General features: G+C 68.3%; 14 protein-coding genes. 9 read left to right on the top strand and 5 right to left on the bottom strand.

Translation table 11 applies throughout. The features are described 5' to 3' along the window. Window positions 1–6 precede the first annotated feature (6 nt). The 9 genes from NL2_RS01125 (at window position 7) to NL2_RS01085 (ending at window position 5,881) form a co-directional block, all read left to right on the top strand. Entirely contained in the window at window positions 7–591 is a 585-nt protein-coding gene (locus tag NL2_RS01125) for a Maf family protein (RefSeq protein WP_068070789.1), read from the top strand. Next, a complete protein-coding gene (locus tag NL2_RS01120) occupies window positions 588–1,457 on the top strand; it encodes a shikimate dehydrogenase family protein (protein WP_245647515.1) in 870 nt (289 codons plus the stop codon). The genes NL2_RS01125 and NL2_RS01120 overlap by 4 nt, the downstream gene beginning before the upstream one ends. 8 nt (window positions 1,458–1,465) lie before the next feature. Beyond that, window positions 1,466–2,140: a dephospho-CoA kinase gene (gene coaE / locus NL2_RS01115; RefSeq protein ID WP_068070788.1), complete on the top strand. Its 675-nt coding sequence runs from the start codon at window positions 1,466–1,468 to the stop codon at window positions 2,138–2,140. Next, the gene (dnaQ, locus tag NL2_RS01110; protein ID WP_068070786.1) at window positions 2,133–2,816 is read left to right on the top strand and encodes a DNA polymerase III subunit epsilon; all 684 of its coding nucleotides are present in this window, start codon (window positions 2,133–2,135) and stop codon (window positions 2,814–2,816) included. The genes coaE and dnaQ overlap by 8 nt, the downstream gene beginning before the upstream one ends. 52 nt (window positions 2,817–2,868) lie before the next feature. Beyond that, window positions 2,869–3,486: a ribosome hibernation-promoting factor, HPF/YfiA family gene (hpf, locus tag NL2_RS01105; protein ID WP_068070784.1), complete on the top strand. Its 618-nt coding sequence runs from the start codon at window positions 2,869–2,871 to the stop codon at window positions 3,484–3,486. A 177-nt stretch (window positions 3,487–3,663) separates the two neighbouring features. Next, window positions 3,664–4,125 carry a PTS sugar transporter subunit IIA gene (locus NL2_RS01100; protein WP_068070964.1) on the top strand — a complete coding sequence of 154 codons (462 nt, stop codon included), beginning with the start codon at window positions 3,664–3,666 and terminating at the stop codon, window positions 4,123–4,125. Next, complete coding sequence (locus NL2_RS01095) at window positions 4,100–4,627, top strand: PaaI family thioesterase (protein WP_084355762.1); 528 nt, start codon at window positions 4,100–4,102, stop codon at window positions 4,625–4,627. Before NL2_RS01100 ends, NL2_RS01095 begins: the two co-directional genes overlap by 26 nt. A 14-nt stretch (window positions 4,628–4,641) precedes the next feature. Beyond that, the gene (locus tag NL2_RS01090; protein WP_068070782.1) at window positions 4,642–4,983 is read left to right on the top strand and encodes a DUF1491 family protein; all 342 of its coding nucleotides are present in this window, start codon (window positions 4,642–4,644) and stop codon (window positions 4,981–4,983) included. A gap of 247 nt (window positions 4,984–5,230) precedes the next feature. Further along, complete coding sequence (locus tag NL2_RS01085; protein ID WP_439646876.1) at window positions 5,231–5,881, top strand: cell wall hydrolase; 651 nt, start codon at window positions 5,231–5,233, stop codon at window positions 5,879–5,881. A 307-nt stretch (window positions 5,882–6,188) separates the two neighbouring features. On the opposite strand, the gene purH is transcribed toward NL2_RS01085, so the two are convergent. From purH to NL2_RS01060, 5 genes are all read right to left on the bottom strand, one after another. Continuing rightward, complete coding sequence (purH, locus tag NL2_RS01080; protein WP_068070778.1) at window positions 6,189–7,778, bottom strand: bifunctional phosphoribosylaminoimidazolecarboxamide formyltransferase/IMP cyclohydrolase; 1,590 nt, start codon at window positions 7,776–7,778, stop codon at window positions 6,189–6,191. Between the two features lie 10 nt (window positions 7,779–7,788). Then, window positions 7,789–9,597 carry a heparinase II/III family protein gene (locus NL2_RS01075; protein WP_068070963.1) on the bottom strand — a complete coding sequence of 603 codons (1,809 nt, stop codon included), beginning with the start codon at window positions 9,595–9,597 and terminating at the stop codon, window positions 7,789–7,791. Window positions 9,598–9,675: 78 nt separating this feature from the next. Next, entirely contained in the window at window positions 9,676–10,338 is a 663-nt protein-coding gene (rpe, locus tag NL2_RS01070; RefSeq protein ID WP_068070776.1) for a ribulose-phosphate 3-epimerase, read from the bottom strand. 190 nt (window positions 10,339–10,528) lie between these two features. Next, a complete protein-coding gene (locus NL2_RS01065) occupies window positions 10,529–11,284 on the bottom strand; it encodes a hypothetical protein (RefSeq protein WP_068070775.1) in 756 nt (251 codons plus the stop codon). 17 nt (window positions 11,285–11,301) lie between these two features. Beyond that, window positions 11,302–12,978, bottom strand: a complete 1,677-nt coding sequence (locus NL2_RS01060; protein WP_068070774.1) for a glycosyltransferase — start codon at window positions 12,976–12,978, stop codon at window positions 11,302–11,304. Window positions 12,979–13,045 lie beyond the last annotated feature (67 nt).

Genomic DNA, 13,045 nt, shown 5'->3' with positions numbered 1-13,045 from the left:
CCTCCCGTGCTGATTCTCGCCTCGCAAAGTGCCTCGCGCAAGGCGATGCTCGATGCCGCCGGCGTAGCGTTCGAGGCGCGCAGCCCCGATCTCGACGAAGCCGAGCTGAAGTGCGAGCTGATCGCGGTGCCGCCGGGCGAGATCGCTGGCATCCTGGCCGAAGCCAAAGCGATGGCGGTGAGCGTGGGCCACCCCGGGCGGCTGGTGCTCGGCGGCGATTCGCTGGTCGAAGTCGGCGGCCGCCTGTTCGACAAGCCCAAGAGCCGCGCCGATGCCAAAGCGCACCTGCGGTTCTTTTCGGGCCAGGAAATGCACTTGCACAGCGCGGCGGTGCTGATGCGCGACGGGGTGACGCAGTGGCGTCACGTCGACTGCGCAAAACTGCGGGTTCGCGGGCTTACCGACAGCTTTATCGACAGCTATCTCGACAGCGAATGGCCCGCCGTTTCGGGCTGTGTCGGGGTGTTCCGGATCGAGGCACGCGGGGTGCAGCTGTTCGAGGAGATCACCGGCAGCCAGTTCACGGTGCTGGGCATGCCGCTGCTGCCGCTGCTCGCGGCGCTGCGCGATCTGGGAGAGCTGGCGGCGTGAACCTGCGTCCCGACGAAGTGCATCGCGAACGCGCGCTGCCGTTGCTGGCGGGCCTGATCGGCTGGCCGGTGGCGCAGTCGAAATCGCAACTGATCCACGAATTCTGGCTCAAGCGGCTGGGGCTCGATGGGCACTACATCCGCCTGCCGGTGCGCCCGGGCGAAGTCGCGCGGGCGTTTCGCGGCATGGTCGCGCTCGGCTTTGCCGGGGTGCAGGCGACGATGCCGCACAAGCGCGCGTGCTATGATCTGGTCGATCACCACACGCCGGCCGCGCTGGCGCTGGGCGCGGTCAACACCGTGATCGTCGAGCCCGACGGCAGCCTGACCGGCGAGAATACCGATCTGCCCGGCTTCGTCGAACCGCTCGCCGGGCTGGACCTTGCCGGAGAGCAGGTCACCGTGCTGGGTGCGGGCGGCGCGGCGGCGGCGGTGATCGCCGGGCTGGTCGGGCTGGGTGCGAGCCGCGTCGCCATCGTCAACCGCTCGCCCGAAGGCACCGCGCGGCTGCGCGACCATATCGCCGCGACCATCGCCGGGTGCGAGGTGATCGCGGCGGGCTGGGATGGCGCGCAGGCGCTCGCCAACGACAGCAGGCTGGTCGCCAACGCGACCTCGCTGGGCATGACCGGACAGCCCGCGCTGCCGCTGGCCGTGGCGGACTTGCGCGACGACGCGATCGTCTATGACATCGTCACCCATCCGCACGAGACGCCGCTGCTGCGCGCCGCCGCCGCGCGGGGCCTGCGCACGCACGACGGGCTGGAAATGCTCGTGGGGCAGGCGCGCGAGGCGTTCCGGCGGTTCTACGGCGCCGATGCGCCGCGCGACGCCGACGGCGAACTGCGCGCGTTGCTGACGGCGTGACGTCACCGATGCCCGCACCGCCCGCGAAACCGGTCAAAAAACCCTTCATCCTGGGGCTGACCGGCTCGATCGGCATGGGCAAGTCGGCGGTCGCGGCGATGCTGACGGATCTGGGCGTGCCGGTGTTCGATGCCGATGCCACCGTGCACCGCCTGCAGGGCCCCGGCGGCGCGCTGCTCGGCGCGATCGAGGCGGCGTTTCCCGGCACCACCGGACCCGACGGCGTGCGCCGGGCCGAGCTTGGCGCACAGGTGTTCGGCGATGCTGCGGCGCTCAAGCGGCTGGAGGCGATCGTTCATCCGGCGGTGGCGGCGATGCGCGCCGCGTTCCTGGCCGAACACGGCGAGGCGCCGCTGGTCGTGTTCGACATTCCGTTGCTCTACGAAAAGGGCGGGGCGCAGGCGCTCGATGCGGTGGCAGTGGTCTCGGCACCTGGCGAGATGCAGCGCGAACGGGTGCTCGCCCGGCCGGGGATGACGCCCGAAAAGTTCGCGCAGATCGTGGCGCTGCAGGTGCCCGATGCGCAAAAACGCGCGCGCGCCGACTTCGTGATCGACACCGGCATGACGCTGGAGGCAACGCGCGCCGCAGTTGAGCGGCTGGTGGTAACACTACGGCAAAAAAACGCGGGTCCGGCGCTTGCCAGCCCGCCTTTGCGGGTGGATAGAGATTCCAATGCGTGAGATCGTTTTCGATACCGAAACGACTGGCCTCGATCCCCGAAGTGGAGACCGATTGGTTGAGATCGGTTGTATCGAGATGGTCAACAAGGTGACCACCGGTCAGGTGTTCCACGCCTATTTCCATCCCGAACGCGCGATGCCCGCCGAAGCCGAGGCCGTGCACGGGCTGTCCGAAGCATTCCTGTCGGACAAGCCGCGCTTTCGTGAGCGCGCCGATGACCTGCTGGTGTTCATCGCCGATTCGCCGCTGGTTGCGCACAACGCCGGCTTCGACTTCGGTTTCCTCAATTCCGAACTGGCGATGTGCGGGCTGGAACCGGTGTGCCGCAGCCGCATGGTCGATACCGTGGGCATCGCCAAGCGGCGGCATCCGGGTGCCAAACTCTCGCTCGATGCGTTGTGCACACGGTACGGCATCGATCGCAGTCACCGCACCAAACATGGCGCGTTGCTCGATGCCGAACTGCTGGCGCAGCTGTATGTCGAACTGATGGGCGGGCGCCAGATCGGGCTTGAACTGGCGGCGGAGGCAGCATCGGCGGCGGTCGCGGATGGCGGCGACACGGCGGTGCGGCGCGAATGGCGCGCGCCGCGCGCACACACCGCCAGCGCGGCCGAACTGGCGGCGCATGCGCAGTTTTTGGCCACGGTCAACGATCCCCTGTGGGCGCGTTGAGCGGATTTTCTACGGCCCAGTGCCGACGGTTTCAGTGCAGGAGGTACGATCTATGGACATTCGCGTTTCGGGACACCAGGTCGAAACCGGCGCCGCGTTGCAAACGCATGCCGAAGAACGCCTTGGCGCGATCGTCGACAAGTATTTCTCGCGCGCGCTGACATCGCACGTCACGCTGGGCAAGGCGCCGCATGGCGGGTTTCGCTGCGATATCGTCACCCATGTGATGCAGGGGCTGATCCTGAAAGGCAGCGCGGTGGCGCAGGAAGCGCACCAGGCGCTCGACCAGTCGGCCGAAAAGATCGAAAAGCAGCTGCGCCGCTACAAGCGCCGCCTGAAGGATCGCCACGATGCGGTGACCCATGCGCAGCGTGCCGATGATGGCGCGCGGGACGATGGCGCAAAGCTCAATGGCGCCAACGGTGCGCTCGACAACGCCAGCTACGTGGTGTTCCAGCACCACGAAGGCGAAGACGAGCCGGCCGATGCGCCGCTGGTGATCGCCGAAACGCGCGTCGATGTTCCCGAAGCCACCGTGTCGGATGCGGTGATGATGCTGGACTTGCGCAACACCAACGCGCTGTTGTTCAAGAACGCGGGCACCGGCAGCCACAACATGGTCTATCGCCGCGGCGACGGTTCGATCGGCTGGGTCGAACCCAACCACTGACCCGACCCGTTCGCCCACAGGCCGTAACTTCATCCGGGATGGCGCGATGACCCCGCAACCGATCCGCCCCGCGCAAGCATCGAGATGTTCCGCGATTCGAAGCTTGCGCTGGCGGACCGGAAAGCGCATTGGCCGCCGCAACTATTCGTGCTGCGGCACGCTGCGGTATTCCAGACCATGACAGCTCTTTTTTCAATCGATCCCCAAGCCGTGCGCATCGTCGGCGTGGCTACCAAGGAAGAAATTCTCGACCAGCTCGCAGACTGCTTTGCCGCGGTCTACGGGCTCGATCGCGTGTCGGTGCTCGAACGGATCGAGGAGCGCGAGAAGCTGGGCAGCACCGGGTTCGGGCGCGGCGTGGCGATTCCCCATGCCCGGCTGGACAATCTGCCGCGCCCGGTCGCGGTGTTCCTGCGCCTGTCCTCGCCGGTGCAGTTCGCCAGCGCCGATGGCCTGCCGGTCGACTGCGTGTTCGGCCTGCTCTCGCCCGAACAGGCCGGCGCCACGCATCTTCAGGCGCTCGCCGCGATCTCGCGGTTGATGCGCGACGAACGGATGCACGCATCGCTGCTCGCCGCTCCCGATGCCGAGGCGATCTACGGCCTGCTGGTCAATGTCATCGACCGCGACGCCGCCTGAGGGCGCGCCTCCGGGCGTTTCGGCGGGCGCTGCGGCCATCGACAGCGCCCGGCTGCACTGGCGCGCGCTCGAGGGGCTGTACCGCTCGGCGCCGATCAACGCGCTGTTCGCTTCGGACCTGGAGATCGAGCGTGAGGGCCGCGCGCGCATCGCGTTCGACGTGACCCCGGCCACATTCCACGCTGCCGGCGCGGCGCACGGGACGATCTATTTCAAGATGCTCGACGATGCGGCGTTCTATGCCGCCAACACCATGGTCACCGACCGGTTCCTGCTCACGACATCGTTCAACCTGCAGTTCCTGCGCCCGATCCGCGCAGGCCGGGTGATTGCCGAAGGGCGCTGGATCAGCGGCCGCCGCCGCGTGTTCGTGGCCGAAGCGCGCCTGCTCGACGATGAGGGCGAGGAAATCGGGCGCGGCACCGGCACGTTCATGCGGTCGCATTTCGCGCTGGCCGGTTTGCCGGGTTATGCCGATGGGTTGCGCGCGGCGATGGCCTGATCCACGGGTTGCACATGGATCCAAGACTGCCTCCCAAGCTTGAAATCGACGCGATGATTCGCCTGGTGCAGTCCGCCGGGGGGTTTGCCGCAGTCTTGGCCAAGGGTGATCCCGACGCGGGAACGATCCTGGTCGTGACCACGCAAAACGGCACAAATACGCGCCTTTTCGAGCGGATGCCGCAGCTCGACGGATCGCGGAAATGGACCCAAACCAAGGTCCAAGACGATGATAATAAACCAGAATTTAACGAATATGTGCAGCGCCGGAGTGCGCGCGACAGCGACCTGTGGATCGTTGAACTGGACGTCCCGAATGCCGAACGCCTTGTCTTGAATCCGTCATCTGCGGGTTGACAATGTTGCGCTGCACAATAAATGCGCCCTACCGATGTTGCGAAGGCGGCGTCGTCTTGCGGGGAAGCAGGGCGCGCTAGCACGCAGACGGGGGGCAGCCGTCACGGCCCTCGACAGGATCCCTGCACGAACCTGCGTTCGTGCAGCAAGGGCTCTTGTCGCGCCGTGATCCAGGCTGCTCACCGCCTAATGACGATGTTTGATGAGTCCCAAGCTGCGTACCGCAAGTGCCATCAGTGCCGCTGCGATGATAATCACAACCCTTGTCAGCTCCGGTGGTTCCGGAGCGGCGGCACAAGTCTACAATGCCCCGGCGGTTGCGACCCCGGCCATCGCGACTCAGGTGATCGAAGCCCCCGCCATGACGGCCAGCGCTTCTCCCGATGCCGCCACCCCGCACATCACCACGCCGTATCCCGTACAGCCGCTTGCCGATGCCACCGCGTCGGCCGACGACGAAGATGATGCGCCCGACGATGTCCGCGCCGGGTCGCTGGCGCAGCTTGTGTCGCAAACATCGGTGCCGCAGCAGCTGTCGGGCGATCTCGCCTGCCTCGCCGGTGCGATTTATTTCGAGGCCAAGGGCGAATCGCTCGATGGCCAGCTTGCGGTCGGCCGCGTGATCATCGATCGCGCCCACTCGGGCCGCTTCCCCGCCAGCATCTGCGGCGTGGTCTACCAGCCTTCGCAGTTCTCGTTCGTGCGCGGCGCGGCGATGCCCGCGATCAACCACGCCAGCGCGATGTGGGCCAAGGCCGTGCGCGTGGCGCGGATCGCGCTTGACGGCAGCTGGAAAAGCCCGGTCGAAGGCGCGCTGTTCTTCCACGCCGCGCGCGTCTCGCCCAACTGGCGCCTGAAGCGCATCGCGCAAGTGGACAACCACGTTTTCTATCGCTGATATTTTGACGCATTGAACGGTCACGCTACGGCATGACCCCGCGCGGAAGAGTCAGAGTGCGTTGACCGGGATCAGCTTGCGCTGATCCCTCGTGCGGCACCGGCCTGCTCCCCCTGCCCGACCACCCCCAAGGTACACTGTCGGGTGGTCGGGCAGGGGGAGCGGGCCGGTGCCGTACCCGCCGTGAGGCGGGATAAAGACGCGCCGCCTCCAGCCGTCAGGCTGGAAACGACGCGCGGCGGTTCCAGGTCAGCGGTCCCGGGTCGAGCCCGGGACGACGTTTTACCCCTGGTTCACCGTCATCACGTCAATGCCGGAAATGCCGCATTCCGGTGAACACCATCGCCAGCCCCGCCGCGTCGGCGGCCTTGATCACATCGTCGTCGCGGATCGATCCGCCCGGCTGGATCACGGCGGTGGCGCCCGCTTCGGCGGCGGCGAGCAGGCCGTCGGCGAACGGGAAGAACGCATCGGAGGCGACCGCGCTGCCGTGCGTCTTAGGCTCGCTCCACCCTTGGGTTTCAGCGGCTTCCTGTGCTTTGGCGGCGGCGATGCGCGAGCTGTCGCGGCGGTTCATCTGGCCCGCGCCGATCCCGGCGGTGACGCCCGATTTGGCATAGACGATCGCGTTGGACTTGACGTGCTTGGCCACGGTCCACGCGAACAGGCAGTCGTCCAGTTCCTGTTCAGTCGGCGCGCGCTTGGTCACGACCTTGAGATCGTCGCGGGTGATGTGGCCATTGTCGCGGTCCTGCACCAGCACGCCGCCGGCGATGATCGTGGTGGTCTGGCCCGGGCGGTCCGCCTGCGGCAGCGCATCGACCAGCAGCAGGCGCAGGTTCTTCTTCTTTGCAAACGCCGCGCGCGCGGCATCGTCGGCACCGGGCGCGACCACCACTTCGGTGAAGATTTCGCAGATCGCCTGCGCGGTCGGCCCGTCGAGCGCGACGTTGGTGGCGACGATCCCGCCGAACGCCGAGACGGAGTCGCACGCCAGCGCTTCCTTCCACGCCTCGAGCAGCGTGGGCCGGGTGGCGACGCCGCACGGGTTGGCGTGCTTGACGATCACCACCGTGGGCGCCCCGCCGGCAAATTCGGCAGCGAGTTCCAGCGCGGCATTGGCGTCGTTGTAGTTGTTGTACGACAGCTCCTTGCCCTGCATTTGCTGCGCCTGCGCGATACCCGCACCATAAGGGCTGTCGGACACATAGAGCGCGGCCTGCTGGTGCGGGTTTTCGCCATAGCGCAACGTGGTGACCAGCCGGCTGGCCATCGAGCGCAGCGTGGGGAACCTGGTCGGCTGATCGACACGCGCGAACCATCCGGAGATCGCCGCATCATAGGCGGCGGTGGCCGCAAACGCCTTGGCCGCCATCGCCTTGCGGAAATCGAGCCCGGTCGCGCCGTCGGTGCGGTCGAGTTCGGCGATCAGCCCGGCATAGTCGGCCGGGTCGGTCACAATGGTCACGTAGGCGTGGTTCTTGGCGGCAGAGCGCACCATCGAGGGGCCGCCGATGTCGATGTTCTCGATCACTTCGTCGCGGCCCGCGCCCTTGGCCACGGTCGCGGCGAACGGGTAGAGGTTGACCACCACCAGATCGATCGCGCCGATGCCGTGCGCGGCCATCGCGGCGGCGTGTTCGGGATTGTCGCGCACCGCCAGCAGCCCGCCGTGGACCATCGGGTGCAGCGTCTTGACGCGGCCGTCCATCATTTCGGGAAAGCCGGTGAGGTCGGCCACGTCGCGCACCGCCAGCCCGGCGTCGCGCAGCGCCTTGGCGGTGCCGCCGGTCGACACCAGCTCGACCCCGCGCCGGCTTAGCGCCTGGCCAAGCTCGACCAAGCCGGCCTTGTCGGACACTGACAGCAGTGCCCGTCCGATCTTCACGTCGCCCACGATGTTGGTCCTATCTCATCTTCTTGAGCAGCCAGGAGAACGTCTCTCCGCTGCGGGGAATCTTGGCCTGCACCACCAGCTGGCGCGTGCCGACCGGGCGGCCTTGCGCATCGGCCCACAGGCTGTCCTCGATCCGCACCGGCTCGCGGCCCGAACGGAACTGCCACAGGCTGCCGTCGGGCAGCGACAGGCTCACGCCCTGCCCGTCCTCGCCCTCGGCCAGCTCGACGTCGGGGCCCAGGTGAAAGCGCAGCGCGACCGCGATGGTGCCGCGCTTGCCGCGCTTGCCCTGCGGCACGAGCAGGTCCTCGCCGCGCAGTTCGCTGCCGTCGTCGCGCAGCAGCAGGATGCGGCGGTGAACCAGGCCATAGCGCGAGACGTAGCCGTTGTGGCTCGATTCGATGCGCGTGCCGCCCGCCGCCTTGCCGGTGCTGCCGTCATTGGCGATGGTGCGCCGGTCAACCTCGACCTCGGACACGCCCGAACCGAGCTTGCCGTTGATCAGCACGGCGGTGGAGTTGAAATCGTCGATCGCCAGCGTCGAGTGTGCGGCAGTGGCGCGCAGGCCTTGCGCCAGGCGCAGCGGGATCTGGCCGCCGGCAAACGCCGCGCCGCCGCAGTTGACCACCAGCCGGTGTTTCCCGTGCGACAGTTCGAACGCGAGCGTTGAGGCGCAGCCGTCGCGCGCGTGGCGGGCGAGCGGCGGCGGCGCGGCATCGACCAGCATCACCGTGCGCTGCGCGGTTACCCGCTGGTACCCCCACTGCCGCGCATCGCGCAGCGGCCGGGTGCGCACGCCGGTGGCGGCGACCAGCGTCTCGATCCGTTCGGCCGACAGCGCGGCCGCGCCCTGCCAGCTGCCCAGCCCGCCATCGCCATGGAGCAGCGCGAGCAGCGGCGGCACCAGCAGCGCCATGATCGTGTCGAGCGCCGCGGGCGGCTCGCTGCGCACTGCGGCATAGCAGGCGCGCAACCGCACCAGCAGTTCGATCGCCTCGATCTGGCCCAGCGGACTGCGCGACAGCACGCCGCCATCGTCGCCCACCAGTTCGCCCAGCGCGCGGATCAGCCCGGCTTCGCCATACAGCCGGCGGGCATGGCCATCGGCCAGCAGCAATCCGGCGGCGGTGATGCCGCACCAGCCCGCGACTTCGCCCAGCCGGTCAGCCGCCTTGCCGACGTGGCGATCGAGCCAGCGGGCGTTGAAGGCCATCGCCGCGAGCACCCGCGCACGCGCATGCTTGTCGGGGTTGGACATCAGCAGCGGCGCGTGGATCAGCCAGGCGAGCATGCGGTGCCCGGTGTTGCCCACATCCCACGCCGGGCTGGCGTTGGGCTTGGGATTGGCGGCGAGCCAGGCCGACAGCACGCGTTCGGCCACGGCGGTGCACTGCACGCGCGGCGCGCAGGCCTCCAGGTCGGGCAGCCAGCCGAAACCGTGGACCAGCCGCTCGAACGGCGGGGACAGGCGCGGACCGGTGAATTCGGTATCGGCGATCGCGGTCTTGACGCCATGCAGCAGGAAGTGCCCGGCGCGCAGCGCGGTGCCGGCCGCCGGATTGCCCCGCAGCGGATTGGTGACGGTCGCGGTCAGCCGTGGCTTGGCGCTTTTGCGGAACGGGCGGAGCGCCGAGGCGGGCAGCCCGGCGGCATAGGCGAACCGGATCAGCCGCTCACCGGCGCTGAGCGCGGGCGGGCTGAAATCGGCCAGCGCGAGCGCGCGGCCCGGTTCGATCAGTTCGGGCTCGACCAGTTCGGCGTCGTGCGGTTGCGCGGCGGTGGCGTCGAGCAGCGTCTCCTCCCCCGGACCGAGCGGGATCGCGGGGCGATCACCTGCAGCAGCGGCGCCTGCCGACGCATCATCCCGGGCGACGGTGGTGCTGCCTTCTTCCACGCTTCAGACCGTACCTTTCAGCGCGGCGATGTTCGCCGCATAATGATCGGGACCACCGCGGAACGTCGCGGTGCCCGCCACCAGCACGTCGGCGCCGGCATCGACGCAGCGGCGCGCGGTGTCCACATCGACCCCGCCATCGACCTCGAGATGGATCGGCCGCCCGGTCTTGTCGATCATCTTGCGGATCGCCTCGATCTTGCGCAGCTGGCTGGTGATGAAGCTTTGCCCGCCGAACCCGGGATTCACGCTCATCACCAGCACCAAGTCGATGTCGTCGATCAGGTAATCGAGCATCTTGGCCGGCGTCGCCGGGTTGAGCGAAATGCCCGCCTGCTTGCCCAGTGCCTTGATCGCCTGCACCGTGCGGTGCGCGTGCGGCCCGGCTTCGGGGTGGATGGTGATGATGTCGGCGCCGGCTTGGGCAAACGCCTCGAGGAACGCATCGACCGGGCTGATCATCAGGTGCACGTCGAGCGGCTTGGCGGTGTGCGGGCGCAGCGCCTTGACCACGCCGGGGCCGATGGTGATGTTGGGCACGAAATGGCCGTCCATCACGTCGACATGGATCCAGTCGGCGCCGGCAACGTCGATCGCGCGCACTTCCTCGCCCAGCCGCGCGAAATCGGCGGACAGAATCGACGGAGAAATCAGCGGCACGACCATGCTGGTGGGCTATCCGATGGTGGTTCGCCCGCGCGCGGGCCAGACATGGCGCTTAACCCCCGCGAATCGCGCGAACAAGCGCCGTGTCATCCGTTTTCCACACAGATGTCCCGAAATGGACAAGTGCATCGACGGTCTGGGGCCGATTGGCGCGCCATGAGCACCGGTTGGCGCCGAAACCGCTGGACATTCACCCCAGCGCTGCGGTGCGGCGGCGCAGCTTGCGCACCAGCCTGCCGCGGATCCGCCATGCCTTGTTGCGCAACCGTGCCAGCAGGGTGGCGGGCGGCGGGGCGACGCGCGACAGCACGATGATCGTATCGTCGATTTGCCACGCTCCCAGCCCGACCAGCGCGCCCACCGCCGCGAAATCCTCGAAACTGAAGCCCCAGCGCGGGCTGCTGCCGAGGTGATCCAGGCTCCAGCCCAGCCCGACACGGTCGGTCACGATCTGACCGCGCGGTGCCAGGTTCGCGGCATAGTCCTCCATCATCGCAGCCAGGTGCTTCATGCAGCAGCAGAACGTGGTCGGGTTGTTGTCGACGATGTAGTCGAAACCTCCCGGTCCGGGTGCATCGGCGGATACGCCATCGCCGCTGCGGATGAACTTGTTGCGGAGGTGGACGTCGTAATTGGGCAGGCCCAGCGACCGACCGCGATCGACCTCCAGCTGCGAGATGGTGTGGCCCACGATCGTGGCGGCATACGGGGAAAACCGCTCGGCCAGCCCGGAATTGCCCACGCCCACGTGCAGGATGCGCGATCCGCGCAGCGCGGGCGTGTCGAGCCAGGCCTCGATCCGCAGCTGGTCGGTGGTGGTGCGGTGCGTCGACCAGTCGTGCCATTGCTCGATCTCGATCACCCCGGGATCGACCGTCACGCCGCAGTCCGCAGGCAGTTCGGCAAACCGCGCCCGGTGCAGCAGTTCAAGGGCTTCGTGGTCCATGGAGCGCATCCTTGCGATCAGCGCAGCACGGCGGCAAGGCGCGGCCAGCCGGTCTTGAGACGGAACCGCCACCCGCTGTCGCGCGCCAGAATTTCCACGCGCGGCAGGTCGAAACGGTCGCTCGCACCCGTCGCGCGGGCGCGGCGCAGGCCGAACGCGGCGCTGAAGCCGGCCTTGCGCACCGCCGCGCGGCTGCGCGCGTCGCTTTCGCCATAAGGATAGGCGTAGAAGCGCGGGCGCGGCAGGCCGGTGGCGGCAAGGTCGCCGGCTGCGCCGTGGGTTTCGGTGTCGAGTTCGGCGTCGGACAGGCGCGGCAGTTCGCGATGGCTGCGCGAATGGCAGCCGATCTCGATCCCGCTGGCGGTCAATGCAGCAAGCCCCGCCCTCTCCAGCAACGCCAGTGCGCGCGCGCCGAGCGGCTGGTCCCAGGTGTTGCTGCACAACCCGCTGACCGCGAAAGCGAGTGCCTGAATGCCGCGCGGCGCCAGCACGGTGCGCGCAATCTCGGGCAACTCGGCATAGCAATCGTCGAATGTCAGCAACACCGCGCGGCGCGGCAGCCCGGCTTCGCCCGCCAGGGCGGCGGACCATTCGCCGGGCGCGATAAAGCTGTAGCCGCGCCGGACAAGGTCGTCGATTTGCGCGGCAAAGGCAGCAGGGGCGATGCCGTACTGCGCCAGCACCGGATCGTCCGAAAGGTCCGCGATTGCATGGTAGCACAGCACGAGGGCGGTGCGCTTGCCCGGTATTCCGCCGCGCGCGGCCACACCGGACCAATAAGCGAGATCGCGTGCCATCAGGAAGAAGCGGAACGCCAGCTGGTCGGGCATCGCCGTGCCGTCGCGCTGGTCCACCAGCCACACCGCCAGCGCCGAGATCCCTCGCGAAAGCCCGGCAATGCGCGCCAGCGGGGCCATGATCCACCGCGTGACGATGCGCGATGCGCCGTGCAGGTCGAACAGTTCGGCGGCGCGCGTGGGGTGCTTGCGCGCGAACAGGACGTCGGCTTCGCCCGCCTGCCGCCATTGCGCCAGGTGCTGGCGCGGGGTGACGACATAGCGCTGGTGGCTGATCGCCAGCGGGTTGAAGCGCACGTCGTGGGCTTCGAGCAGCCGCACGCCCATGTCGAGATCCTCGTTGCCGAACGATCCGCCGTGGGTGAACCGCCCGTCGAACCCGCCGATTGCCTCGAACACCGTGCGGCGGATCGAAATCTGGCCGGTGAGCAGGTCGAACACCGTCAGCGGCGCGCCAGCGGCCAGCGCGCGCGATCGCGCGGCCGCCCACCTGCCCACCGCTTGCGCCAGGAATCCCGAAGGAGAGGCGGGATCGAGCGGCAGGTCGCCCAGCACCGCGTCGGCGCCTTCGCCCATGCTGCGCGCGTGCTGCGCCACGATGTCGGGCGCGCAGATCATGTCGTCGTCGAGGAACAGCAGGATGTCGCCTTGCGCCGCCGCCGCGCCACGGTTGCGCGCGCCGGCCGCGCCGGTGTTGGCCTGTTCGATCACGCGGAATGAAAACGGGCAGGTCAGTTCGGCCAGCGCCTGCGCGGTGCCGTCGCTCGATCCGTCGATGACCACGATCAGTTCGATCGCCCCGTCATACGCGATCCGCGCGATGGCGCGGACGGCGTCGCACACCACGTCGCGGCGCTGGTACGTGGGAACGATGATCGAAAAGGCAGGACAATCCATCGATCAGATTCGGATACACATATCGCCCGGGTTGTCTATCCTCGGGCAAACCCGCCCCACCGGCGGG

The sequence above is a fragment of the Novosphingobium lentum NBRC 107847 genome (genome assembly GCF_001590965.1).
GTDB lineage: Bacteria > Pseudomonadota > Alphaproteobacteria > Sphingomonadales > Sphingomonadaceae > Novosphingobium > Novosphingobium lentum.
This window is presented reverse-complemented; position numbering and strand designations above follow the sequence as displayed.